We start from the raw sequence: 23,602 nt of genomic DNA on the forward strand, positions 1-23,602 counted from the left end.
CTATCTCGACAGAGTTTTCTTGACGGGAGTTGAGCGGTTGCGATAAGGATTAATCGCGAAATCGCTCAGCTCCTGTGCCGTGCTGTATTCAACAAAACTACACTGAGCTTCCTGAAAGAACTGTTGCGTTTTAACCAGTTTTTCATGGAACATTTCTTGGTAACGATTTTTAAAGCCGGGCCTTGCTGAATTCAAAGCTATAGTTTTATCACCATCCGTAACCATAAATTCACCCGCTACCGGAATCGACTGTTCCAGTGGATCGGTCATCATGATCGCATGGATATCGTTATGCTGAGCAAGGTGTATTAAATCCTGCTTACAGGCGTCTGATAAATTACTAAAGTCGCTGAAAATATAAATGAGACTTCCGCCTTTTACTAAATGTCGCAAACGAGATAAGGCATCACGGAGTGAGCTGCTGTTTATGGTAAACGGATCCTGTTCTCTATATACAGACTGGAGACGATTGTTATGCAGCTCCAGCATGTGCTGAAGTAGGCGTAAACCGTTCTGACGGCGATTGGACGGCTTTAATTCCACGTGTTCGGTTGCAGTGCTCAACAGTGCGCCGACTCGGTTACCTGAATTATGAGCCGTCCAGAAAACTCTGGCAGCCTGCAAACAGGCGAGGGTAGACTTAAATCGCTTTGTCGAGCCAAAGAACATGGAGTCCTGCAAATCCAGCAATAAGAAGACGGGTCTTTCACGTTCTTCCTGAAAAATTTTGGTATGCACGTCACCGGTACGAGCGGTCACTTTCCAGTCGATAGTGCGGATATCATCGCCGGGCTGATATTGTCTTACCTCTGAAAATTCCATGCCGCGACCCTTGTATGGCGACAGATGTCCGCCAACCAGGTGAGCTTTTGATTTTTTGTTGGGCAATGGAATGCTGTCGCGTGCCCAGTATTGACAGGCGATCAGCTGCTCTAGACTCAACTCAATAGAGTTTGAGCCTGCGTGCTGTGAGGTAATGGTTTTTTGTGTCATTAATGATTCAGCAATTATGGTGTTGGAACTTGCTTAATTAACTCATCAATAATGGCATCCGCAGTTACGCCTTCAGCTTCTGCCTGATAGCTTAAGATGATGCGGTGGCGCAAGATGTCGAATAGTACCGTTTGCACATCACCTGGCGTAACGTAATCACGGTTGTTCAGCCATGCGTTGGCGCGAGCACAACGATCCAGAGCAATGGTGGCACGGGGGCTGGCACCATATTCAATATAACTGGATACAGAGCCACCAAGCTTTTCTGGCTGACGGGTGCTGATAATCAACTGTACAAGATACTGCTCAATTTCAGGAGCCATGTAGGTCGACAACACTTCTTTTCGTGCATTGAACAAATCCTGCTGACTTAATGGATTGGCGGGTGTGGACTCACCGGTTAAGGCTTCCTGGCGATTAAGTGCCAAAATGTCGGCTTCGGCCTCAGCTTCCGGGTAATCAACGATAACCTGCATCAGGAAACGATCCAGCTGGGCCTCAGGAAGCGGGTAGGTTCCTTCCTGTTCAATCGGGTTTTGAGTCGCCATTACCAGGAACAGCTGAGGCAATGGGAAACTGTGACTGCCAACTGTGATTTGGCGCTCTGCCATTGCTTCTAATAAAGCTGACTGGACTTTAGCTGGTGCTCGATTAATCTCATCCGCAAGAACCATGTTATGGAACAGCGGGCCCTTTTGAAAGTGGAAGCTGCCATCTTGCGGGCGGTAGATTTCGGTTCCCGTTAGATCCGCCGGTAGTAAGTCCGGGGTAAACTGGATACGGTGAAAATTGCCTTCAACGGCAGTGGACAGTTCTTTAATGGCGCGAGTTTTTGCAAGACCTGGCGCCCCTTCAACTAGCAAATGACCATCTGCCAGCAGGGCAATCAGCATTTTGTGTACTAAATCATGCTGACCAATTATTCGTGACTTAAGGAATTGTTCTAATTCAATAAATTGTTGTTTGATACTCATATAATGGGGTATCCAATTGTGGTAATGCTTTGTAAGCCGAACTGATGAATAGTTCAATGTATTAAAAAAGCTCCCTGAGTTGTATCAAAAATCACTTTAAAAATGCAACTAATTGTTTCTTAGGGACAAACTACCAGGATGAAACAGAAGAGTAACTCATGCCATTCAAACGTTCGTTTGAAAACTTGAGTCGTTCAGGTACAATCGAAGGAATAATCATATAAAAGACTCTTGATCAGGAGAACGGCATGAGTGAAACAGCAGCAGGAAAACGGGCGCGGGCAAAACAGGACCGTGTAGCTATCGTTTCTGGCTTGAGAACCCCGTTTGCTAAACAGGCTACCCATTTCAGAGGCATCAATGCTATTGAACTGGGTAAGATGGTGGTTAATGAGCTGATGGTTCGCAGCGAGCTTGACCCTAAATTGATAGAACGCGTTATTTTTGGCCAGGTAGTCATTCTGCCCGAGGCGCCCAATATTGCTCGTGAGATCGTTTTGGGAACACCTATGAATGTTCACACTGATGCCTATTCAGTATCAAGGGCATGCGCTACCAGTTTTCAGACCGTTGCTAGCCTTGCAGACTCAATCAGCTTAGGTGATGTTTCGATTGGTATCGCCGGTGGTGCTGACTCTTCATCAGTTGTTCCGATAGGTGTGAGCCGCAAATTGCAGCTGGCATTGGTAGATTTGCAAAAAGCCAAAACCGTGGGTCAAAAACTTTCCATCATCAAAGGCCTGCGTTTCAAAGATCTGTTGCCGGTTCCTCCTGCCATTAAAGAATATTCTACCGGTATGACGATGGGCGAGAACGCCGAGCAAATGGCACGTGATCGTGGTATCACCAGAGAAGAGCAGGACGCATTGGCTCATCGCTCACATACCCTGGCAGCACAAGCCTGGGAAGAAGGCAAACTGGATGATGAAGTGATGACCGCTTATGCTGAACCTTATACAAAGGAGCCGTTACATCGCGATAACATTGTTCGGTTTGATTCCACCCTGGAAGGTTATGCCAAGTTACGCCCTGCCTTTGATCGAAAATATGGCACATTAACTGCAGCTAACTCTACTCCTTTGAGTGATGGTGCTTCGGCAGTGCTGATGATGAAAGAATCACAAGCAAAAGCACTAGGCTATGAACCGCAGGGCTACATCAAGAGTTATGCTTTTGCAGCGATAGAGGCGACCCATGACATGCTAATGGGTCCGTCCTATGCAACACCGATGGCACTTAAAAAAGCCAAAATGCAGCTTAAGGATTTAGACTTGATTGATATGCACGAAGCCTTTGCCGCGCAGACTATTTCCAATATTCAGGCTTTTGGTTCCACAGAGTTCGCAAAAGAAAAGCTCGGTCAGCGCACCAAGATTGGTGATATTGATATGGATAAGTTCAATGTGCTGGGCGGCTCGCTGGCTTATGGCCATCCGTTTGCCGCAACAGGTACACGTATGATTACGCAAACATTGAGAGAACTGAAACGCCGTGGCGGAGGGGTCGGTTTGACGACTGCTTGTGCCGCTGGTGGTCTTGGTGCAGCAATGATCCTGGAGGTTGAATAATGTGTGAGTCAATTTTTGAACTGAACATGCAAGATGATGGCATTGCCGTCATTACAATCGATCTACCAGGCGAAGCTCAGAATGTTTTGAAGCCTGAGTTCGGTGAGCAGGTTGGAGAGATTCTTGAGAAGCTGTCCGATGATATCAGTGTAAAAGGTGTCATCATTCGCAGTGGAAAAGCTGGTAGTTTTATTGCCGGAGCTGATATCACAGTCCTTAATAGTGTTGATACAGCTGAAGAGGCTGAAGAGATCGCGAAAACGGGTCAGAGACTATTTACCCAATTAGAAAAGTTCAAGGTGCCGATTGTGGCAGCGATTGATGGTGCCTGTCTGGGTGGTGGCCTCGAGCTTGCTCTTGCTTGTCATGGCCGTATTGCAAGTGATAGCTCCAAAACCAAACTGGGGCTACCGGAAGTTCAGCTAGGATTGTTGCCAGGAAGCGGCGGCACTCAGCGCTTACCGAGACTTGTGGGTATTCCATCAGCTTTAGATATGATGCTTACGGGTAAGCAGCTTTTCCCTAAGCAGGCAAAGAAATTGGGGCTGGTTGATGAGATTGTGCCAGCTGCAAATTTAATGAAGGCAGCCACCAAGCGACTTCATGATTTACGCAAAGACCGCTCCATGAAAAAGCCGTGGACTTATTATCTTTCTCTGGCCGGTATTAAAGAGTTATTACTGGAGGCTAATCCTCTAGGTCGAAACCTGGTGTTCAATCAGGCTCGTAAAACCGTGGATAGTAAAACTAAGGGCAATTATCCGGCGCCTCATAAAATTATTGAGTGTGTTGAGAAGGGATATAGCCAGGGATTTGATGCGGGTTTGGCTGTTGAAGCAAAGAACTTTGGTCAGTTGGTGGTGACACCTGAAGCAAAAGCGCTGATCAGTATTTTCTTTGCAACCACTGAGCTTAAGAAGGACAAGGGCGTTGAAGCTGATGTTGAAGCCGCTAAGGTCGATAAAGTTGGCGTATTAGGCGGCGGTTTAATGGGGTCGGGAATCGCCTATGTTTCCGTAGACAAAGCTGGCAAGCAGGTACGTGTTAAGGACGTCAGTTCAAAAGGCATAAATGGTGCCCTTAACTACAGCTGGAAAATCATCAGCAAGAAAATGAAGCGTCGTATTATTTCACCCAGCGATGCTCGAAATACCATGTCATACCTGACTGGTTCGACGGATTACAAAGGCTTTAAAGATTGCGATATGATCATTGAGGCAGTATTTGAAGATTTAGAACTGAAGCATCAGATGGTTAAAGATGTTGAGGATAACTGTGCTGAGAAAACGATCTTTGCCACCAATACTTCCTCTATCCCAATCAGTAAAATCGCTGAGGGTGCCAAGCGTCCTGAGCAGGTGGTGGGACTGCATTATTTTTCACCTGTAGAGAAAATGCCGTTGCTTGAAATCATTAAGACAGAAAAGACCGCAGACTGGGTTATTGCAACCTGCGTTGCTTTAGGCAAACAGCAGGGCAAGACGCCAATAGTGGTTAATGACGGTGCTGGTTTCTATGTTAATCGAATTTTAGCGCCTTATGTGAATGAAGCTGGTATTCTTCTGAGCGAAGGCGTCGCTATTGAAACTCTCGATAAAGCGATGGTGAAAGCTGGATTCCCAGTAGGCCCAATAACCTTGCTGGATGAAGTTGGCATTGATGTGGCGACCAAAGTCGCTCCGATTCTGCAGGATGCCTTTGGTGACCGCATGGAAACTCCAAAAGCCTTCAGCAAATTGCTTGATGACGATCGCAAAGGCCGTAAGAACAATCGTGGCTTCTACCAATATCCAGCCAAAGGCAAAAAGAAACAGGTGGACGAATCCGTTTACCAAGTACTTGGAGTGGAACCAGGTAAAGAAGTGAGTTCAGCTGAAATAGCCGAACGAGGAATGTTGTTAATGGCCAATGAAGCAGCCCGTTGTCTGGATGAAGGCATCATTCGCAGCGCAAGGGACGGAGATGTTGGAGCTATTTTTGGTATTGGTTTCCCTCCCTTCCATGGTGGGCCATTCCGTTATATGGATAAACGTGGCATCGCGACCATTGTTGATCGTCTGGAGCATTACCAGAATTTATATGGTGAGCGTTTCAAGCCGGCAAAAGTCCTAGTCAAGATGAAGGAAAATCAGGAATCTTTTTATTAAGTAAAGTTGTATGAAAAAGCCGGGCAACCAAGCTCGGTTTTTTTATGCCTGTTTTTTATACCTGAAGTGATATAAAGAATATACGGGAAAAATAAAAGGCGACCGGAGCCGCCTTGAAAAACTACAGGGAGGAGTTACTCAAAGATTTTCTTTAACAAGGGTTTAGAAGCAATAGTCAGGGCAAATGCAACAAACAGCTCTTTGTTTTCAGCAAATAGCTGAGCAAAGTATGGAGTGTCTGCCAAAAACTTGATACCTGCTAAAGCAGCTACAATAACAAGTATATATTTCATCTTAATTTCCTACACATATGGTTTGTTTACATCGTATGGTGGATATTCTAGAGAGTTTTCAAAAATGATCTGTGTGCTGATTCTCACTGAGTTGTGAGCTAGTGTGAAACAGTTTGCAAAAAATGTCAGAAATCTTTACAGGCTTATAATGTTCAGGAATATCAAGGGTTGTATAGGAGCCACCAGCGTGAAACTCATGGCTCCGATAGCTATTAGCGATTAAGGTGTAAATCTTAAGTTTAGTCCAGATGTAAGGCCTGTTGCCTCTTCAGATACGGCAATACCTACAGACCACAACTTAGAGAAATAATAGCGCGTTTCTAAACCATAGACTGAATCGTTATCATCTTCATGGTTAATTTCGTCAACATAAGGAGAAAATTCTACATCACGATATCCGGCAAAAACTGTATACTCCCAATTGGCCGCGAATCTGCTACGAATACCAATATTGGCTAAGTAACCATCTTCATCATTACCGTATGTATCGCCTGGTATTATTCCTTCAGCGTCTTGCTTTAGATAACCAACTTCAGCAAAAAAGTCTGTACTTCTCCCCATTGGTGTATGCCAACCTAAAGCAACGGAATACTCCTTGGCTGTGACCTCTCCAGCGACATTGTCTGTCCAGATATCCGCCTTTTGTTCTTGGGCTATATAACGCAGGTATGTGGACTCATTAAAACTACCCACCAAATCAATCTTGAAGCCGGTTTTATCGCTAGTAAGTTCACCTTCACTGTGGATATAACCAAACTGCCAGTAATCATAGCTGAGTTTATCGTTAGCTTGCGTAGTTAAGCCAATCGTGCTCATAAGTGCTAAGAATAATGCTTTTTTCATCGTTATCATTCCATATTCAAAAAATTCACCGGCCATCATACTATAACCAAATCCGGATTAGAAAATAAAAAGCCACTTAAAAGTAAGTGGCTTTTTAGGTCTAGCTGATATGCTTAGAAGCTATAACGGAAGTTTACACCGATATGCTCGTCAAGCTCATCATCGTTACCAAACTCAAGGGCAACTGACATGTTACGGTCAAAGTGATAACGACCCTCCACAGTAATGTCTGTTGAGTCAAGAACGTCTGAGTGAGTGGCATAGGCGCCTACTTCTAAGTCGTTAGTAAACATGCTTCTAAAGCCGGCCATAACGTTATAACCGTTATCATCAAAACCAAAGTCAGCATCAAAGTCTTCATAACCTAACTCGGCAACGAAGTCGGTATTGTTGGTGATTTCCATATTGAAACCAGCATTGATTCGTAAAATGCTAATGTCAAAACCACCGTTATCTAGGTCACTATAGTCAACTTTACCGTAGAAGTTTTCAGTAAAGCTTTTTGAAAATTCAAAGTTAACACCGTCAACTTCGTCATAATCGATTAGACCACCTTGAACATAGTCATAGCTGACGTTGTTCGCCATGGCTAGACCTGATGAAAGAGCGATCGTAGTTGCAACGAACAATTTCTTTAATGACATTATTATCTCCTCATGTATTCTTGTTAAATAATGCGAGGTCAATTATCCTCGTCAGTATCTGAACGATAACTGAACCCTGATTAATGAAATATTAATAGGTTCACAGAACTTATATCCGGTAAATTTATGCATAAAAAGTTGAATCCTGTCCTTGACCAGCTTAACAAAGTAGTTTTAGGCAAGCCTCATCAAGTCAAACTTGCCGTTGCCTGTTTATTAGCCAAGGGGCACCTGCTGATAGAAGATTTACCCGGCATGGGTAAAACAACCTTAGGGCAGGCGATAGCTAGAGTTTTTGGCCTCGAGTTTCAACGGGTTCAGTTTACCAGTGATATTTTGCCCGGGGATATCGTAGGTGCCAATATTTATGATCGTGAGAAAGGCAGTTTTGAGTTTCATCCTGGACCAGTTTTCTCGCAGCTGGTTCTGGCAGATGAAATTAACCGGGCAACTCCTAAAGCTCAGAGTGCTTTACTGGAAGCCATGGAAGAGCAGCAGGTTACGATTGAAGGTAAAACGTATCCATTACCGCAGCCTTTCTTTGTAATTGCCACTCAGAATCCTTCCTACCAGATCGGTACTTACTCTTTACCTGAGTCGCAACTGGATCGTTTCCTGTTTCGAATTCAACTGGGTTATCCAGAGGCGGGCTTTGAAAAAGTCTTGCTTCGTGGAGAGTCAGGGCGAGTACAAATGAATAAGATTGAAACTCTGCTTGAGCTGGATGAGTTGATGAAGATTCAGAAATTTGTTCAAACTATAACAATCAGTGATCACTTATTAAGTTATGTCATGGAGCTGATAAATGCTACTCGGCAAAGTCCTGACTTTGCACACGGTCTTTCGCCTCGTGGTGGACTGGCGCTGATCGGCGCTGCAAAGGCCTGGGCTTTCCTTGATGAAAGGGACTATGTTCTACCTGAAGATTTACAGATGGTTTTTGTGCCAACCGTTGCGCATCGCTTGCAGTCAGTGAAAACTTCCAGTGAGAAAATTGAAGTACTGGTGGAGCAAATAATCCAAGATACACCAGTACCAGCATAACCGAAACTTGATGAAAATTGTTAGCGCCATAGAACAGAAATTCTTCAGCTGGGTGGATAAGAGAAGCCCTGAGCAGCAAGAAGTTCATCTTCGCCAGAAAAATATCTATATTTTACCTACCCGTTACGGCTGGCTGATGTTGATGATTCTGATTCTGATATTGGTCGCCTCAACTAATTATCAGAACAACATGGGCTTTATGGCGGGTTTTATTCTGTTGGCGATCGGCATGCTATCGGTTTTCTATACCTACCGGAATGTGCGAGGCCTTAAAATCAGAGCCTTAAAACCGCAGTCGGTTTATGTTGGACAGGAGTGCTCATTTCCTTTTGAATTTAATAATTCATCGGAGAGTTACCGTTCTTCAATAGGTATTGGCCTGAACAAGAAACAAGTTGAATACTGTGACGTTGATTCTCGTTCTAAGACTCTCTTTCATATCAAAATCAAGGCGAACAAACGTGGGCTGTTAGAACCAAAGCGATTCGTCTGTACCAGTATTTTCCCATTTGGCATTTTTCAGGTCTGGTCCTGGTTTAAGCCGAGTTATGGTGCATTAATTTATCCTAAACCTATCGAATGTCCTCAGATCCTGGCACCGCAGTCTCATGGGCAGGAAGAGGGAGCCTTTGCCCAGAGAGGTTCAGAGGACTTTCATAGTCTACGAGATTATCAGTCAGGCGATCCCATCAAGCAGGTGATGTGGAAAGCTTTCGCCCGAGAGCGTGGTTTATTAACCAAAGAATTTGAAGAGTTGGTTGGTGAGCAGCACCTTCTTACTTGGGAAAGCGTCAGTCAATATGATAAAGAGTTAGCAATATCATATTTGACTGATGCAGTTATTAAGGCCGAGCAGGCTGGCAATCTGTATGGACTTGAATTACCCAAAGTTCGAATCGAAAAAGGGCAGGGCGCTGAACACTTGCATCAATGTTTAAGTGCTCTGGCTTTGATGGAATAAAGGGCGAGCAAAACTATGAATACTCAATCGCTGCCACTGACCCGCCCGGGCATTATTCCTATTTTAATTATCGTGCAAGCTATTGTGCTTTCACCCTTATGGTTTCATCTCCCTGCCTGGATTTCAGCGTCAACTATTGCACTTCTTTTGACACGATTTGCAGTTTATAAAAAGGCCGTTCATATTCCTTCCTGGTTGATTTTGATTTTGGCGATTTGTGCGCTTGGTGGTGTGTTTCTTTACTTCAGGACTATTAGTGGTCGTGAAGCGGGCGTTGGACTTATTAGTTTGATGTACACCTTCAAACTTCTTGAAGCAAAAAACTATCGCGACGGTGCGTTAATTTTATTTATTTCTTTTTTCATCTTGGTAACTGCATTTTTATACGACGAATCGATTTTGATGGGCGTCTATTTGCTGGTTGCAATGATGTCAATATTGATGGGGCTGATTGCGCTGAATAGTATCCAGGGTGTCGCAGGCATCCGAAATCTAGGCAAGATTTCAGGAATAACTTTACTGCAAGCATTACCGATTATGTTGATTCTCTTTTTTCTTTTTCCGAGACTTTCTGGACCTTTGTGGGCCATGCCTTCGCAGCGTGAAAGTGGTATGGGAATTGACGATGAGATGATCCCTGGTTCTATGGCTGGATTGTACGGCTTTGATGAAATTGCATTTCGAGTAGATTTTGAAGGTGAGGCTCCTCCTATCAACCAAATGTATTGGCGCGGCCTCGCGCTATCCGAGTTTGATGGCATAGCATGGAAGATAGGCGTTGAGTCTCCACTTCGAAGAGATAGTTATCCAAAGGGCTCGCCTACTTATCAATATCGAGTTCAGTTAGAACCGCATAATCGTCGTTGGATTTTTGGTCTGGAAGATCTGATTGAACCACCCAAAGAAAAAGTCTATCTATTTAACAATTACACTTGGCGACAATCTCAGAGAGTAACCCAAAGATTACTTTATTCTGCCCAGGCTTACCAGATTGATTACTCAGATATTGAGCTATCCCAATGGCAAAGACAGCTCAATACTCAGTTACCCGAGGATAGTAATGAGCAAACAAGAGAGTGGGCAATTGAGGAGTATCAGAAAGTCAATGAGCCTGAAGAGTTTGTTCGATATGTATTAAGCCATATTCGCCAGCAGAATTATCACTATACACTTTTACCTGAAGTCTTTGAGCAGAATGTTATCGATGGATTCTGGCTTGATAGCCGTGAGGGTTATTGTGAGCATTATGCCAGTGCCTTCGTGTTTATTATGCGTGCCGCTGGAATTCCGGCAAGAGTGGTAACCGGCTATCAAGGTGGCGAGTATAACCCCTACGGTGATTACTACATCATTCGCCAAAAAGATGCTCATGCCTGGACTGAAGTCTGGTTAGAAGGTGAGGGCTGGAGAAGGGTTGATCCTACCGCAGCTATCCATCCGTCACGAGTTGATGATTCATTGTTAAATCAAACCAGCTCAAGGGATGACTGGTTTACTGATTTTGATAGTTTAACGACTACTGACAGTGAACTGGCTAGAACTTTTTGGCGGCAGATTAGCCTGCGCTGGGATGCCATGCAAAGCTTCTGGAACGAGAGCTTGATGGGTTATGACAAGGATATGCAGTTCAACTGGTTGTCAAAAGTAGGTATCAATAATAACCAATGGCGCTACCTAGGTTACGCTTTGCTGGCAACTATATTGCTGGCAGGCGCTGGCTTCGGTCTGTGGATTTTAAGTCAGGCTAAAAGTAAGGATAAGATTGAACGGGCTTACAGACGTTTCCAGCGAGTATTAGAAAAGCAGGGAGTGGATATCAGGCTTTATGAAGGTCCTAAGGATCTGCTGCATAGAATTAAGCAACAACATCCCGAGCTTTACCCAAAAGCCGAGCGAGTTATTAAGCGATATATCTCTATTCGATATCAGAAGAGCAGGGTTTCCGAATCCAATCAGCAAAGCTTTATTAAAACTGCCAAAAGCTACCATTAGTATGGATTGCTGGCTAACCATCTTAAGCACGGGGGCGCTAACACTGACAACGTAAGGGCAAGCGGGTATAATGCGCCCATATTTGGCTACCAACAATGATCCCATGGCTGATATCACGCCAATCCATAATTTCTTGCATTGCAAAACCCCTGCTGCCTGGCTTGAGAGAGCCACTCAGGAAATCGAAACCTTGCTGATTGATCATGCGCACTGTGAAAAAAAAGCTGCTGCAACTGCGGTTAAACTAATGTTTCGCTATCCTGATCGCATTGACCTGCTGAAGAAACTGTCGCAACTGACTCGTGAAGAAGTGTTGCACTTCGAGCAGGTACTGGAGTTTATGGAGCAACGTGATATTCGTTATCGAGCCATTAAGCCTTCACGTTATGCTGCTGGTTTGCATAAGTATGCAAGTAAAGATGAGCCACAACGTTTAATCGATGGTTTGATTATTGGAGCCATTATCGAAGCTCGTTCCTGTGAGCGCTTCCATGCTTTGGCACCTTATTTCAAAGATAGTGAGCCGGAGCTTTCAAAGTATTACCGCTTCTTATTAAAATCAGAGTCACGCCACTTTGCGGATTATCTGGAACTGGCGCAAAACTACGCCAAAGAGCCCATTGATGAGCGCGTGCAGTTTTTTCTTGAGAAAGAAAAAGAGCTGATTGAAAGTCCGGATAAGCAGTTCCGTTTTCACTCCGGGGTGCCCGCATAACCTAATTCCAAATTGATGGAGAGACCTAATGTCACAATCATCACAACAAAAGTTATTATTACTAAGCGCTTCAAGAGAAGGGCAAACAGACTATCTTGAGCATGCACTGCCCATGATGGATGCTTTTTTACCATCTGCAGTTAAAGAAATTCTATTCATTCCGTACGCAGGATTTGCCATGGGCTATGACGCCTATGAAGCAAAAGTCAGTCAGGCCTTGCAGCCGATTAAGCGAAAAGTAGTGTCGATTCATCAGTTCGACGATCCTGTTAAAGCAGTAGAGGATGCGCAGGCAATTGCTATCGGCGGCGGCAACACCTTTTATTTGTTGAAGCAACTTTATGACAATGAGCTAGTGGACGCGATTCGCAAAAAAGTGAATGCAGGAACGCCTTACATGGGCTGGAGCGCGGGCTCAAACATGGCTGGTCTGACGATTTGCACGACGAATGACATGCCAATTGTTCAGCCAAGAAGCTTTAACGCTTTGTCATTGGTACCATTCCAAATTAACCCGCATTACACCGATTATCAGCCGCCGAATCACAATGGCGAGACACGTGCCGAGCGTATCTATGAGTACACTCGTGCTAATCCTCATCGTTATGTGGTCGGCATTCCAGAAGGAACGGCACTCGAGCGTCAGGGCGATCAGTTATTCTTGCGTGGAGCTAAAGACGGTTTAATATTCCGTGACGGAGAGGGGATTAAATCCATCAAAGCAGAGAGCAATATCAGCTGGTTGTTGTAACCCAGCATTTTACAATCTGCTTTTAATGCAAGAATGACCAGAAATGATGTGCTGGTAAGACCAAATAATCTTTTCATATCAATTGGTTATTGATTGCTATAGGATTGAAGTTAGCCAAGGACGGGTAACTTTTCCATAATCATAAATTAAAGAATCCTCCTTGGTGTTAACCATATAGCATTAAGGAGATCTATCTATGAACAACTGTCTAAAGTTGTGTTCCTGGTTAGGAGGAGTTGTTGTGGCCAGTTCGATGGCCGTGCTAACTTCCGGGGCCGCACAAGCATCCGATAAAGCATCCCACGATGACGAGTTACAGGGCAAAGTTCCATTTCTAACGTCCACAGCGCAAAATCTTGATCTGGCTGATTCGCCCATTCATCCTTTCATCAATTCAGCACTACCCAATCCGCCAGCAGAGGTTTATTCAGGACCACTGTTCCAGTTGCGTCATGACTACCCAAGTCAAGTTCCTTCGGGACAAACTTATCCCTGGAAGCAGGTGACCAATAATGGCCTGATAACACCTCAGAATTCCATGGCTTATGTTGAAGCTTTGAAAGACTATGTGTCTGATGATATGCGTAAGTTGCTGTACAGTTATGATCAATGGGATCCACAAAGTGAGCCATGGTGGCAGTCGATCTGGTTGGGGACTGAGCGAGAGCCCATCCATGGCTTTTATGTGGGCTCGGGTTTTCCTGCAGGCACCATGCCTGAGCAAACGTTAGATCTAACCACTTACGTTTTGACCTTGTATGATGAAACTGCAGCGGTAACCTTGGGCAACATCTGGGGCACAACCGAAGCGCAAGCTTATAAACCCAATCTGACTAGTCCGGCAGCTCAATATGCTGAAGGCAGCGTTATCGTCAAGTTTGCCTTTGTCACGCCCTGTGGCGCAGACTGGGCGCCAATGGAAGGAACGGTTGCTTGGCCGATTTACTCGACCTTAAATGAAAGTAATGGCTCGGGAAATAATCCCAGTATTTCAAAATGTCCCAACAATGGCTCTAATGGTACAACTGCTGACCCTACCTTAACCAATGTGTACCTCATGCAATTCGATATCATTGTTAAGGACAGTCAGGCCGCACCGCAAACCGGCTGGGTATTCTCAACACTGATTTATGATAAAAACGCACCGGGTAATGATGCCTGGGATAAGATGATTCCATTGGGAGCGACTTGGGGTGGTGATCCGGATATCATCAACACAGCCAGTACCGCATTAACACCACCGGTCACGGTCAATACCAATTTGAAACAGAACTGGATTAATCCCCAGGCACCTGCTTATGCAACGGCCACCTTGGGCTGGGACGGTCGACTATCAGGGCCTAATGATGGTGCGGTAGTAACTCCAGCTTGGGCTGGCAGCCATTATTACCCAAAAGGGTTAGCATCCGCAGGCTGTTTGGGATGTCATAGCAATGCTCAGTACCCACAAAAGTCATTTCTATTGCCAAGCACCACCTATCCTCCGCAAGTTACCAATGCCCCAGGCTCCAGCACCAAACAGGCACTTGTTCTACATGAACCTGGTTCGAAAGGCTGGATGAAATGGTTCCAAAGTCGCTCAGGCACAGAACCGATGGATCCGGGTGATGGTCGAATTGGACTGGACTATGATATGGTCACTGCATTCAAAGCCATTCCAATGTGGCAAGCAGCGCTTGAGGCAATTCAAAAAGAAAATGCTGCTAAACCGTCATTAAAAAGAAAATAGTAAAGGAAGCAATGTCACTATGAACTTAGATGATTTAACACGCGATGTGTTGGACTTCTGGTTCGGCGCGCCTGACTCAGCAGAGTTGGGCGCTGACCGCGCCATCTGGTTTCAATCCGATCCGGAATTTGACCAAGAGGTACGCGACCGGTTTGGCGAAGCACATCAGCTTGCCGCAGAAGGCAAGTTAGATGATTTGATGCAGAGTCAAAAAGGTGCTCTGGCCTTAATCATTATCCTTGATCAGTTTTCTCGCAATATTTATCGAAATCAGGGACAGGCATTTGCTACCGACCTTCAGGCTCAGCACTATGCAGAACAGGCATTGAAACATGGTTTTGATAAAGGGCTATTAACGGTTGAGCGAAAATTCTTCTACATGCCTTTTATGCATGCAGAAGATCTGATGTTGCAGGAAAAAAGCATCGAATTGTTCATCCAATTGGGTGATCCCAATACGCTAAAATTTGCATTGTGTCACCGCGATCAGATTGTCCGTTTTGGCAGGTTCCCTGGCCGCAATCAGGCGTTAGGTAGGCAAAGCACTCCTGCAGAAGAGGCTTTCCTGAAAAATCCCTTCTGCTAATACTCTGAAATTAAATCATCAGCATTGACTTCAACTCTAATGACATGATGTTGTGAATAGTGTTTGCGCCACTCCCAAGTTTTGTCCAAAAGTACGATATTAGTCAGCCCAAATTTTTGCATGTCGCTTATTGAGTAGTCATAGCCTACAGTTTCTTTAAAGTAGCGATATAGAAAGTTCCAGAAAGTGAACTCTTTATGTCCGTACTCTGCCAACATTGGATGAATATTAACTTTTTTATTGAAAGCATTCTCTTCTTCTCTGTACTTGACCGCATGTTGCTTCCCGTCCAGATAATGCTCATTGATGTCTTCTTGGTATGAGTTGCCGTGCCAAATAAGTGCAGAGTGTTTGTGAAGATATTTTGTTTTACCAGCCGGAAATACATAGTTAGCACATGATGAAGCACAAACTTTATCAATTATGACATCTAACTTATTATCAAAGACCCAGTTGCCTAGTCGAAGTCCTTCCATGGCATTTCCACCTAGACTCGAAATTTTAAGTTTAGTCGGTTTAACTTTGGATTGAAGGTAAAGATTGAATAATCGTAAATTTGCATGCTCATTAATGCTGCCAACATAATTTAAAGTATTGCCTTGATCGATAAAGACCTTGGTATTTGGTTTTGTATCTTTTGGGGCTGAGTCAACAGTCGCACAGCCTGAAATCAATGTGGTAATGAGTAGTATTAGGCTCAACAGTTTTTTCATTATATGTCCCTATAAAAAAATTGATTACGCAAAATAATGGCTATCGATTTCATCACCTTCGATGGTCAGGAAATGACCTTTATCGCCCCAGTCGCTGAGTACGATGCGTTGGCAGTGTTTGCCATTGACTTCAATGTCATGGAAATCGGGGCGGTGGGTGTGGCCATGAATCAGGATGTCTGCCTGATGTTTTTGCAGAACTTCTTTGACCGCATCAGGATGCACGTCAGTGATGGCGCTGGCTTTGTTAGCCTGAGCTTCACGGCTTTTCTGGCGCAAATCGGCTGCAATTCCTCGGCGCACGGCTAAGGGTTGAGAAAGCAGTTGCTGTTGCCATTCGTCGGAGCGTACCATCTGACGAAACTGCATATATTCTTTGTCGTCCCAGCATAGACTGTCACCGTGCATCAGGATGGCCTCTTTATTGCCAATGGTGATGGGATGAACCTCGCCAACAATGACACCACCAGTTGCCTTGGCAAATTCATCGCCTAATAAAAAATCTCGGTTGCCATGCTGAAAGTACAATGGCTTACCAGTTTCAGAATAATCTTTGAATTTCGCTATGATACTTTTAACAAATTCCGAGTCATCATCGTCACCAATCCAGCTTTCGAATAAATCTCCCAGCACATACAAAGCATCCGACTTTGGGGCAATCTCATCCATGTACTGATTGAAAAGGGCGGTCAGGTCTGGGCGTTCTTCGCAAAGGTGTAAGTCGGAAATAATATGAATCATAGGGTTATCTTTTATTGGATGTTGGATTAGTTTGTAAGAGAAAGCTGTATTAACTTGATGCTAATACAGCTTATTAGAGAGCTCTGGTCTTAGTCTTGGTGAACAACTGCTTTCTCAATGATAACAGGCTCTACCGGAACGTCTTGGTGAACGCTATAACTGCCGGTTTCGACTTCTTTGATGGCGTCTACCACGTCCATACCTTCAACCACTTTCCCAAATACGCAGTAGCCCCAGCCTTGCATGGATTCCTGAGAAAAGTTCAAAAAGTCATTGTCTTTGACATTGATGAAGAACTGGCAGGTTGCCGAATGAGGATCCATGGTGCGGGCCATGGCAATTGTACCGCGGGCATTGGCCAGGCCATTATTGGCTTCGTTCTCAATAGGGCTATCTGTTGGAAGTTGTTCCATGTCAGTAGAAAAGCCACCGCCCTGAATCATGAAGTTAGAAATAACTCGATGGAATATGCTGCCGTCATATTGGCCCTTCTCTGCATAATTAATGAAGTTCTGAACAGTATTGGGTGCTTTACGAGCGTTAAGCTCAATAACAATATCACCGTGATTGGTGGTTAAAGTGACTTTTGGATGTGCGTTGCTCATGATTAATGTCCTGATATTTTGCGATTCGCTGACCAAATCCCGCAGTGTAAATTCAACATGCTCTAGCCTGTAGGCCTGATGATGGTTACAATGTCGGGCTTATGTTTGCCGCATATAATAATGTTTTTTATCGCTAAAAGCTAAATTCAAAACCGAGAAAAGATACCTATGTTACAGATCTATAATAATTTGACCCGTCAGAAAGAACCTTTTAAGCCCATGGTAGAAGGCAAGGTTTCCATGTATGTGTGTGGCGTGACGACTTATGATCTGTGCCATATTGGCCATGCTCGGACTTACGCAGCCTTTGATGTAATTAATCGTTATTTGAAGTTTCGTGGTTATGACGTGACTTATGTGCGCAATATTACGGATATTGATGACAAAATTATTAATCGCGCCAATGAAAATGGCGAAGACTTCAGTGAGCTGACTGAGCGTTTCATTCAGGAAATGTATCAGGACTTTGATGCGATAGGTTTGCAGCGCCCGGATATCGAGCCTCGCGCCACGCGCACCATGGCTGAAATCATCGAGATGACCCAAACCTTGATAGACAAGGGCGCAGCTTACGCAACTGCTAATGGTGATGTGTACTTCCACGTACCTGCGTTCAAGGACTACGGTAAACTCAGTAAGCAGGATCTGACACAGCTCAATGCCGGTGAGCGCGTTGATGTGAATGACATCAAAAAAGACCCGATGGACTTTGCCCTGTGGAAATCCTCAAAACCGGGCGAACCTGCCTGGGACTCACCTTGGGGTAAAGGTCGCCCCGGCTGGCACATTGAATGTTCGGCCATGAGTAAAAAATGCCTCGGCGATACTTTTGACATTCACGGTGGTGGTTCTGACCTACAGTTTCCGCACCATGAAAATGAAATTGCTCAATCAGAGTGTGCGAATGGCTGCACTTTTGCCAATACCTGGATACATACCGGTATGGTACAGGTGGATAAAGAAAAAATGTCTAAATCCCTGGGCAATTTTTTCACCATTCGCGACGTGCTGAAGCAGTATCGCCCGGAATCAGTGCGTTACTTCCTGATGAGCGGTCATTACCGCAGTCAACTTAGTTACTCTCAGGCTAACCTGGAGTCAGCAGATGCCAGTCTCGAGCGTTTATATAATGCGCTTAGAGGTGTGGATTTAAGTCAGGCAACTGAAAAAAATCTGGATATTCTAGAGCAGGCCCAGTCACGCTTTACGGAAGCTATGGATGACGACTTCAATGTTCCAGAGGCGATGCCTGTGTTGTTTGATCTGGCAAAGGAAGTTAATCGTTTGAAAGCCACTGACATGGCCTCAGCAGCCACCATTGCTGTGAAGCTGAAAGAGTTGGCTGGCGTGTTAAGCCTGCTGCAACAGGATCCTGAAAGCTTCCTCAAGTCCGGTGCTGGCGATAACGATGTGTCCGATGAGGACATTGATAGTTTGATTCAACAACGTCTGCAGGCGCGTGCCGATAAGAACTGGGCACTGGCCGATGAGATCCGCGATAAGCTTCATGCCATGAATATTGAGTTGGAAGATGGAGCGGGTGGTACCAGCTGGCGTAGGAAGTAGTCATCTTGTCATTCCCGCGAAGGCGGGAATCCACTGTTTTTTATGTTTAAATAGATTCCCGCCTTCGCGGGAATGACTTTAAAGCGGCTTTCTTCTTAATTCATTAAACACCGACAGTTCCCAATTCCTTAAACCAACCACCAGGCTGGTGCCTTTTTTTTCTGCCAGCGCAACATTCTTGTCTTCTCGCAATTGCTGACGATAGGCTATGCCCAACTCATCAATCAGTTCCTGAATCTTCTGGTTCGATTTGTCGCTTAACATGCCGGATATAAACAACACCTTTTCATTCTTTTCGGTAAAGCTGGAGCGAAAAAATTCATTCTGAATATGCTCAGCAAAAAAGTTCTGGACCGGTCCTTTCGGGTGCCATTTAAAATGGGGGCTGACTCGTTTGCGAATCCTATTGCCTGGTAACAATTCAATAAACTCAATCCGATCCAGCTGCACCAGGTATTTAATTAGCTGAGGCTCAGTGAAGCTATAACGCTCCAGCATTTCATCAAACTTCCAATCTGACAGACATAATTGTGCGACCAATAACAAGCGTTGATCACTGATCAACTGGTTTTCCTGTTGCAGCGTCAGCTGTGAAATTTGTTTGCGTTGCTGATGAGCAGATTGAGTCAGCTGCAAAATATCCAAATGCAATAAATCACAGATCTTTTCCAGCCGGTCGAGACTTATTTTATGTTGGGAGAACATACGCTTGATATTTGCTTCACTCATGTCCAAAGCCTTGCTCAGTGCTTTATAGGTGATTCCCTGTTTCCTGAGCTCTTGCTTCAGAGCTTCGATAATTTCCAGCGTTTGATTACTCATAGTCTATTATTTGTATACCAAAAAGACACTTCTGCACGACTTTAGCATTAAAAGTAGCTTAAAGGTAGCGCCTATGACAACTTATCCCCATCAAAACAACGATTCACAAGGAAATACCATGATTTCTGTTTACCAACTTAAACCCAAGTTTCAGCAGTTATTAAGACCCCTGGTTAACGGGCTAGCCCGCAAAGGCATCACCGCTAATGAGGTCACCGTGCTAGCGATGCTACTGAGTGTCATTACAGGTGTTGCCCTTGTTATCAGCAATAGCCTGGTATCTTTATTGGCTTTGCCAATTATTTTATTGATTCGTATGGCGCTGAACGCTATCGATGGCATGCTGGCCAGAGAGCATAACCAGCAATCGAAGCTGGGTGCCTATCTCAACGAAATCGGTGACGTGATTTCCGACCTTTTCCTAATCATTCCTTTAATCATTATTCCTGACATCAGTCTATGGCTCTTGGCTGCATTTGCTTTTACAGCTCTGCTAACCGAGTTCGCGGGCATTCTAGGCGTCATGGTGGGGGCTGAACGTCAGTACCAGGGGCCGATGGGGAAAAGTGATCGGGCATTGGTATTGGGACTGATTGGCCTGCTGGTCCCGTTGTTTGCTGTGTCATCGATTTATTTAAATGCTGCTCTGACTGTTTTTACCGCTCTGTCAGTGTGGACTGTGATTAACCGAATTCGTGCCGCGCTGTAAGCGGACTGTATAAAAAGAGGATATGGATATGTTTTTCGATATAAGTAGTTTGCAACCCGTTACGCAAGTTTTTGGCAGTTTGTTTGTTCTGTTATTAGTGGCGACTTTAGTGTCATTTATGCTCAGTCGCTCAAAGCCACAAACGGATTACAGTGAACTAACCCAGCGCATCAACTCCTGGTGGATCATGATGGGTGTGTTTGCACTATCACTCTACATGGGGCCTATGGTGACGATTCTGATGTTCGCCATGTTGAGTTTTATCGCGCTCAAAGAGTACTTCTCCATGACGCCAACCCGATTGGTGGATCGGAGGGTTCTGTTTTGGGCTTATGTAACCATTCCATTGCAGTATTACTTTATCTCTATTGGCTGGTACGGCATGTTCATTATTTTCATCCCGGTCTATGCCTTCTTATTTATTCCTTTCCGCATGGTCCTGGCGGGTGAAACTAAAAACTACTTACGTGCAGTGGGTAATATCCATTGGGGCTTAATGTTGACTGTCTTTACCTTGAGCCATTTGGCTTATCTGGTGATGTTACCGAACGAAGCCGAAGTTAAAAACCTGATGGTGTCCGGTTCAGGCGCAGCATTACTGTTATATCTTGTGCTTTTGACTCAGTTGAATGACGTCAGTCAATACGTCTGGGGTAAGTTGTTTGGCAAACATAAAATCGCACCAGCGATAAGCCCGAACAAGACGCGCGAAGGCCTGATTGGTGGCGTTTTAACGACTGGCTTATTGGCGATGGCTCTGGCTGAAACCCTAACGCCAATGCTGTGGTGGCATGGTCTGTTGGTTGGCCTGGGTATTGGCATTGCGGGCTTTATTGGTGATGTGTCTTTGTCAGCCATCAAGCGTGATATTGGTATCAAGGATTGCGGTCAGCTCATTCCAGGACATGGCGGTATTCTCGATCGTCTCGACAGTCTGACTTTTACCGCACCGTTATTTTTCCATGTTATTCGTTACTGCTATTACTAATAATCCGGGAGCCAAACTCATGAACATGATTAATAGAGCATTACGTTGGTTATTTTTCGCCATCATTATCAAGCCTATAGTGAAATTGGTGATAGGTCTTCGTTATCAGAATAAGCCCATTCTTCCTGAGGATGGGCCAGCTCTGATTATCGCCAACCATAACAGTCATCTGGATACCATGGTTCTAATATCGCTGTTGCCATTGAAGGTATTGCACAAAGTACAGCCGGTAGCTGCTGCTGATTATTTCCTGAAAAATAAATTTATTGCCTGGTTCGCACTAAATATCATCGGCATCCTACCGATTGAGCGTCAGTCAGAACGCCAAACTCGAAGTCCCGTTGAACAGTGTGCCGAAGCTTTACAGCAGGGAAAAATCTTAATCTTTTTCCCCGAAGGCTCGCGTGGCCAGCCAGAAACTATGTCTGAGCTGAAATATGGCGTAGTAAAGTTGGCCGAAAAATGTCCTCAAGTACCGCTTTATCCAATTTATATGCATGGACTCGGGAAAAGCCTGCCCAAAGGCGATGCCCTATTGGTGCCTTTCTTCTGTGACGTTGTTTTCTCAGAACCTATGCACTTCCAGCCGAACTTATTTGATCAGGTAAAAGCACGATTCGAGCAGATGCAGTCATCGGTCAAGTTACCGAAGTGGGATTAGAGCAAAACAATCATAAGGGTATAAAACTATGAATCGTTCGATATTGGCCGGAGTTTGGGGTTTTGCTGAAGCGACATTGTTTTTTATTCTGCCCGATGTGTTACTGAGTTACTACGCGCTCGACAAGAAGAATCAGTTGATACGGCTTTGTAGCATTACTTTGATTGGCGCTCTTTTGGGTGGAACGCTGATGTATTGCTGGGGACAGTATCATTATGCAGCAGCGTATGAGTGGGTCGAATCAGTTCCAGCAATAAATGTAGAGTTGATGGCAACGGTTAAAGATAATATGCAGCAGACTGGTTTGTTGGCTATTTTCTTAGGCCCTTTGCAGGGATTGCCTTATAAAACCTTTGCCGTGCAAGCCTATGGTGCCGGTATATCCCTTGAAACATTTTTGTTGATTAGTGTACCTGCGAGATTGCTGCGGTTTCTGGCTATTGCTTATATTGCACGCTGGATAGTTACAGGGCTATTGAAGAATTTGCCGCGAAAACAATTAATTGCAGTGTGGGGCGGGGTGTGGATTCTGGTTTATGGCTTGTATTTCTACCTTTTCCCATCTTAAAAATATCCTACAGATAATAAAAAGCCATGCACTAAGGCATGGCTTAAACATCAAAACTAATTCGTCTTAGTCGTGCAGGTGCTCGCAGGCAAATAAAGTGTTGCTCATCAGCATGGCAACCGTCATTGGGCCAACGCCGCCTGGAACCGGGGTAATCCATGAAGCCTTTTCTTTAGCCACGTCAAACTCTACGTCACCAACCAGTTTGCCACTTTCCAAACGGTTGATACCAACATCAATGACAATGGCTCCCGGTTTAATCCAGTCACCTTTGACCATTTCGGGGATACCAACGCCGGCTACGACAATATCAGCCTCAGAGACTTTTTTCGGTAAGTCTTTGGTTTTGCTGTGACAGAAAGTGACCGTACAGCGTTCCATTAAGAGCTCTAAACCCATCGGACGACCAACAATATTCGAAACCCCGATGACGACCGCATCTTTACCCATTAAATCGATACCGGTCTCTTTTAGCATGACCATAACACCATAAGGTGTGCAAGGGCGCATGGTCGGCATTTTCTGTGCTAGACGCCCCATGTTATAAGGATGGAAACCATCCACATCTTTATCGGCCTTAATTCGCTCAAGGATGACATTTGAGTCCAAATGCTCTGGAAGTGGAAGTTGCACCAGAATACCGTCAATTTCGGGATCAGCATTTAACTGGTCAATATGCTTTAATAGTTCTTCTTGAGTGGTAGTAGCATCAAGGACTATTTTACGAGAAATAAAGCCGACCTTTTCACAAGCTTCTACCTTTTTGTTAACGTAGATCTGTGATGCTGGGTCAACACCAACCAAGATAACCGCTAAACCTGGTGCGCGTAGACCTTTATCTAGGCGTGCTTTAACTTTTTCGGCCAGCTGTAGCTTAACTTTTTCGGAAATGGCTTTGCCATCAAGAATTTGAGCAGACATAAGATTCAATAAATTCAAATGAGCGTTTGAAAGGCGCTATTGTCGCAATAATTGGCTATCGGCTCAAT

At 44.7% G+C, this 23,602-nt stretch carries 24 protein-coding genes; 14 read left to right on the forward strand and 10 right to left on the reverse strand.

The features are described 5' to 3' along the window. Both B158_RS0105035 and B158_RS0105040 read right to left on the reverse strand, forming a co-directional pair. Positions 1 to 993: a DUF58 domain-containing protein gene (locus tag B158_RS0105035; RefSeq protein WP_018624273.1), complete on the reverse strand. Its 993-nt coding sequence runs from the start codon at positions 991 to 993 to the stop codon at positions 1 to 3. A 14-nt stretch (positions 994 to 1,007) separates the two neighbouring features. Next, a complete protein-coding gene (locus B158_RS0105040) occupies positions 1,008 to 1,967 on the reverse strand; it encodes an AAA family ATPase (protein ID WP_018624274.1) in 960 nt (319 codons plus the stop codon). A 248-nt stretch (positions 1,968 to 2,215) separates the two neighbouring features. On the opposite strand from B158_RS0105040, the gene fadI reads away from it, so the two are divergent. Then, positions 2,216 to 3,535 carry an acetyl-CoA C-acyltransferase FadI gene (gene fadI, locus B158_RS0105045; RefSeq protein ID WP_018624275.1) on the forward strand — a complete coding sequence of 440 codons (1,320 nt, stop codon included), beginning with the start codon at positions 2,216 to 2,218 and terminating at the stop codon, positions 3,533 to 3,535. Beyond that, positions 3,535 to 5,682 carry a fatty acid oxidation complex subunit alpha FadJ gene (fadJ, locus tag B158_RS0105050; protein WP_018624276.1) on the forward strand — a complete coding sequence of 716 codons (2,148 nt, stop codon included), beginning with the start codon at positions 3,535 to 3,537 and terminating at the stop codon, positions 5,680 to 5,682. Before fadI ends, fadJ begins: the two co-directional genes overlap by 1 nt. Before the next feature lie 134 nt (positions 5,683 to 5,816). On the opposite strand, the gene B158_RS13445 is transcribed toward fadJ, so the two are convergent. From B158_RS13445 to B158_RS0105065, 3 genes are all read right to left on the reverse strand, one after another. Beyond that, complete coding sequence (locus B158_RS13445; RefSeq protein ID WP_018624277.1) at positions 5,817 to 5,975, reverse strand: hypothetical protein; 159 nt, start codon at positions 5,973 to 5,975, stop codon at positions 5,817 to 5,819. Between the two features lie 219 nt (positions 5,976 to 6,194). Continuing rightward, the gene (locus B158_RS0105060; protein WP_018624278.1) at positions 6,195 to 6,857 is read right to left on the reverse strand and encodes a porin family protein; all 663 of its coding nucleotides are present in this window, start codon (positions 6,855 to 6,857) and stop codon (positions 6,195 to 6,197) included. Positions 6,858 to 6,931: 74 nt separating this feature from the next. Then, a complete protein-coding gene (locus B158_RS0105065; RefSeq protein WP_018624279.1) occupies positions 6,932 to 7,462 on the reverse strand; it encodes a hypothetical protein in 531 nt (176 codons plus the stop codon). Positions 7,463 to 7,588: 126 nt separating this feature from the next. Here B158_RS0105065 and B158_RS0105070 point away from each other — a divergent pair, with 126 nt between their 5' ends. The 7 genes from B158_RS0105070 to B158_RS0105100 all read left to right on the forward strand — a co-directional run bounded on the left by B158_RS0105070 (position 7,589) and on the right by B158_RS0105100 (position 15,240). Then, complete coding sequence (locus B158_RS0105070) at positions 7,589 to 8,506, forward strand: AAA family ATPase (RefSeq protein WP_018624280.1); 918 nt, start codon at positions 7,589 to 7,591, stop codon at positions 8,504 to 8,506. 10 nt (positions 8,507 to 8,516) lie between these two features. Further along, a complete protein-coding gene (locus tag B158_RS0105075) occupies positions 8,517 to 9,467 on the forward strand; it encodes a DUF58 domain-containing protein (RefSeq protein WP_018624281.1) in 951 nt (316 codons plus the stop codon). 15 nt (positions 9,468 to 9,482) lie between these two features. Further along, positions 9,483 to 11,459: a transglutaminase TgpA family protein gene (locus tag B158_RS0105080; protein ID WP_018624282.1), complete on the forward strand. Its 1,977-nt coding sequence runs from the start codon at positions 9,483 to 9,485 to the stop codon at positions 11,457 to 11,459. Between the two features lie 70 nt (positions 11,460 to 11,529). Further along, positions 11,530 to 12,174: a tRNA-(ms[2]io[6]A)-hydroxylase gene (gene miaE / locus B158_RS0105085; RefSeq protein WP_018624283.1), complete on the forward strand. Its 645-nt coding sequence runs from the start codon at positions 11,530 to 11,532 to the stop codon at positions 12,172 to 12,174. A 28-nt stretch (positions 12,175 to 12,202) separates the two neighbouring features. Then, positions 12,203 to 12,925, forward strand: coding sequence for a dipeptidase PepE (gene pepE / locus B158_RS0105090; protein WP_018624284.1), 723 nt, complete (start codon positions 12,203 to 12,205; stop codon positions 12,923 to 12,925). A 196-nt stretch (positions 12,926 to 13,121) separates the two neighbouring features. After that, a complete protein-coding gene (locus B158_RS0105095; protein ID WP_018624285.1) occupies positions 13,122 to 14,654 on the forward strand; it encodes a hypothetical protein in 1,533 nt (510 codons plus the stop codon). Between the two features lie 19 nt (positions 14,655 to 14,673). Continuing rightward, positions 14,674 to 15,240, forward strand: coding sequence for a DUF924 family protein (locus B158_RS0105100; protein ID WP_018624286.1), 567 nt, complete (start codon positions 14,674 to 14,676; stop codon positions 15,238 to 15,240). Here the strand turns inward: B158_RS0105100 and B158_RS0105105 are convergent. The 3 genes from B158_RS0105105 to B158_RS0105115 all read right to left on the reverse strand — a co-directional run bounded on the left by B158_RS0105105 (position 15,237) and on the right by B158_RS0105115 (position 17,299). Further along, on the reverse strand, positions 15,237 to 15,953 hold the full coding sequence (locus B158_RS0105105) for a hypothetical protein (protein WP_018624287.1): 717 nt from the start codon (positions 15,951 to 15,953) through the stop codon (positions 15,237 to 15,239). The genes B158_RS0105100 and B158_RS0105105 overlap by 4 nt on opposite strands. A 24-nt stretch (positions 15,954 to 15,977) precedes the next feature. Continuing rightward, positions 15,978 to 16,694: a UDP-2,3-diacylglucosamine diphosphatase gene (locus tag B158_RS0105110; protein ID WP_018624288.1), complete on the reverse strand. Its 717-nt coding sequence runs from the start codon at positions 16,692 to 16,694 to the stop codon at positions 15,978 to 15,980. Positions 16,695 to 16,783: 89 nt separating this feature from the next. Further along, positions 16,784 to 17,299 carry a peptidylprolyl isomerase gene (locus B158_RS0105115; protein ID WP_018624289.1) on the reverse strand — a complete coding sequence of 172 codons (516 nt, stop codon included), beginning with the start codon at positions 17,297 to 17,299 and terminating at the stop codon, positions 16,784 to 16,786. Between the two features lie 168 nt (positions 17,300 to 17,467). Between B158_RS0105115 and cysS the strand changes: the two genes are divergently transcribed. Beyond that, a complete protein-coding gene (gene cysS, locus B158_RS0105120) occupies positions 17,468 to 18,865 on the forward strand; it encodes a cysteine--tRNA ligase (protein ID WP_018624290.1) in 1,398 nt (465 codons plus the stop codon). 78 nt (positions 18,866 to 18,943) lie between these two features. On the opposite strand, the gene B158_RS0105125 is transcribed toward cysS, so the two are convergent. Next, positions 18,944 to 19,687, reverse strand: a complete 744-nt coding sequence (locus B158_RS0105125) for a helix-turn-helix domain-containing protein (protein WP_018624291.1) — start codon at positions 19,685 to 19,687, stop codon at positions 18,944 to 18,946. 118 nt (positions 19,688 to 19,805) lie between these two features. Here B158_RS0105125 and B158_RS0105130 point away from each other — a divergent pair, with 118 nt between their 5' ends. The 4 genes from B158_RS0105130 to B158_RS0105145 are packed head-to-tail and all read left to right on the forward strand — an operon-like array spanning position 19,806 to position 22,613. Then, on the forward strand, positions 19,806 to 20,396 hold the full coding sequence (locus tag B158_RS0105130; protein WP_018624292.1) for a CDP-alcohol phosphatidyltransferase family protein: 591 nt from the start codon (positions 19,806 to 19,808) through the stop codon (positions 20,394 to 20,396). Between the two features lie 28 nt (positions 20,397 to 20,424). Continuing rightward, entirely contained in the window at positions 20,425 to 21,384 is a 960-nt protein-coding gene (locus B158_RS0105135) for a phosphatidate cytidylyltransferase (protein ID WP_018624293.1), read from the forward strand. A gap of 19 nt (positions 21,385 to 21,403) precedes the next feature. Continuing rightward, positions 21,404 to 22,045 (forward strand): lysophospholipid acyltransferase family protein, encoded by a 642-nt coding sequence (locus tag B158_RS0105140; protein ID WP_018624294.1) that lies wholly within the window; start codon positions 21,404 to 21,406, stop codon positions 22,043 to 22,045. 28 nt (positions 22,046 to 22,073) lie between these two features. Further along, entirely contained in the window at positions 22,074 to 22,613 is a 540-nt protein-coding gene (locus B158_RS0105145) for a YqaA family protein (protein WP_018624295.1), read from the forward strand. Positions 22,614 to 22,679: 66 nt separating this feature from the next. Here B158_RS0105145 and folD read toward each other — a convergent pair whose 3' ends face one another. Then, positions 22,680 to 23,534, reverse strand: coding sequence for a bifunctional methylenetetrahydrofolate dehydrogenase/methenyltetrahydrofolate cyclohydrolase FolD (folD, locus tag B158_RS0105150; protein ID WP_018624296.1), 855 nt, complete (start codon positions 23,532 to 23,534; stop codon positions 22,680 to 22,682). Positions 23,535 to 23,602: the final 68 nt, after the last annotated feature.

Origin of the sequence: Kangiella aquimarina DSM 16071 (assembly GCF_000374105.1) — a bacterium.
Taxonomy (GTDB): domain Bacteria; phylum Pseudomonadota; class Gammaproteobacteria; order Enterobacterales; family Kangiellaceae; genus Kangiella; species Kangiella aquimarina.

Bases quoted from the DNA above. Each gene is read 5' to 3' on its own strand.
- B158_RS0105040 (WP_018624274.1), bottom strand. From the start codon at position 1,967: ATGAGTATCAAACAACAATTTATTGAATTAGAACAATTCCTTAAGTCA.
- fadI (WP_018624275.1), top strand. From the start codon at position 2,216: ATGAGTGAAACAGCAGCAGGAAAACGGGCGCGGGCAAAACAGGACCGT.
- B158_RS0105115 (WP_018624289.1), bottom strand. From the start codon at position 17,299: ATGAGCAACGCACATCCAAAAGTCACTTTAACCACCAATCACGGTGAT.
- B158_RS0105035 (WP_018624273.1), bottom strand. From the start codon at position 993: ATGACACAAAAAACCATTACCTCACAGCACGCAGGCTCAAACTCTATT.
- pepE (WP_018624284.1), top strand. From the start codon at position 12,203: ATGTCACAATCATCACAACAAAAGTTATTATTACTAAGCGCTTCAAGA.
- B158_RS0105130 (WP_018624292.1), top strand. From the start codon at position 19,806: ATGATTTCTGTTTACCAACTTAAACCCAAGTTTCAGCAGTTATTAAGA.
- cysS (WP_018624290.1), top strand. From the start codon at position 17,468: ATGTTACAGATCTATAATAATTTGACCCGTCAGAAAGAACCTTTTAAG.
- fadJ (WP_018624276.1), top strand. From the start codon at position 3,535: ATGTGTGAGTCAATTTTTGAACTGAACATGCAAGATGATGGCATTGCC.
- miaE (WP_018624283.1), top strand. From the start codon at position 11,530: ATGCGCCCATATTTGGCTACCAACAATGATCCCATGGCTGATATCACG.
- B158_RS0105080 (WP_018624282.1), top strand. From the start codon at position 9,483: ATGAATACTCAATCGCTGCCACTGACCCGCCCGGGCATTATTCCTATT.
- B158_RS0105125 (WP_018624291.1), bottom strand. From the start codon at position 19,687: ATGAGTAATCAAACGCTGGAAATTATCGAAGCTCTGAAGCAAGAGCTC.
- B158_RS0105100 (WP_018624286.1), top strand. From the start codon at position 14,674: ATGAACTTAGATGATTTAACACGCGATGTGTTGGACTTCTGGTTCGGC.
- folD (WP_018624296.1), bottom strand. From the start codon at position 23,534: ATGTCTGCTCAAATTCTTGATGGCAAAGCCATTTCCGAAAAAGTTAAG.
- B158_RS0105105 (WP_018624287.1), bottom strand. From the start codon at position 15,953: ATGAAAAAACTGTTGAGCCTAATACTACTCATTACCACATTGATTTCA.
- B158_RS0105075 (WP_018624281.1), top strand. From the start codon at position 8,517: ATGAAAATTGTTAGCGCCATAGAACAGAAATTCTTCAGCTGGGTGGAT.
- B158_RS0105065 (WP_018624279.1), bottom strand. From the start codon at position 7,462: ATGTCATTAAAGAAATTGTTCGTTGCAACTACGATCGCTCTTTCATCA.
- B158_RS0105145 (WP_018624295.1), top strand. From the start codon at position 22,074: ATGAATCGTTCGATATTGGCCGGAGTTTGGGGTTTTGCTGAAGCGACA.
- B158_RS0105110 (WP_018624288.1), bottom strand. From the start codon at position 16,694: ATGATTCATATTATTTCCGACTTACACCTTTGCGAAGAACGCCCAGAC.
- B158_RS0105070 (WP_018624280.1), top strand. From the start codon at position 7,589: ATGCATAAAAAGTTGAATCCTGTCCTTGACCAGCTTAACAAAGTAGTT.
- B158_RS0105135 (WP_018624293.1), top strand. From the start codon at position 20,425: ATGTTTTTCGATATAAGTAGTTTGCAACCCGTTACGCAAGTTTTTGGC.
- B158_RS0105095 (WP_018624285.1), top strand. From the start codon at position 13,122: ATGAACAACTGTCTAAAGTTGTGTTCCTGGTTAGGAGGAGTTGTTGTG.
- B158_RS0105060 (WP_018624278.1), bottom strand. From the start codon at position 6,857: ATGATGGCCGGTGAATTTTTTGAATATGGAATGATAACGATGAAAAAA.
- B158_RS13445 (WP_018624277.1), bottom strand. From the start codon at position 5,975: ATGAAATATATACTTGTTATTGTAGCTGCTTTAGCAGGTATCAAGTTT.
- B158_RS0105140 (WP_018624294.1), top strand. From the start codon at position 21,404: ATGAACATGATTAATAGAGCATTACGTTGGTTATTTTTCGCCATCATT.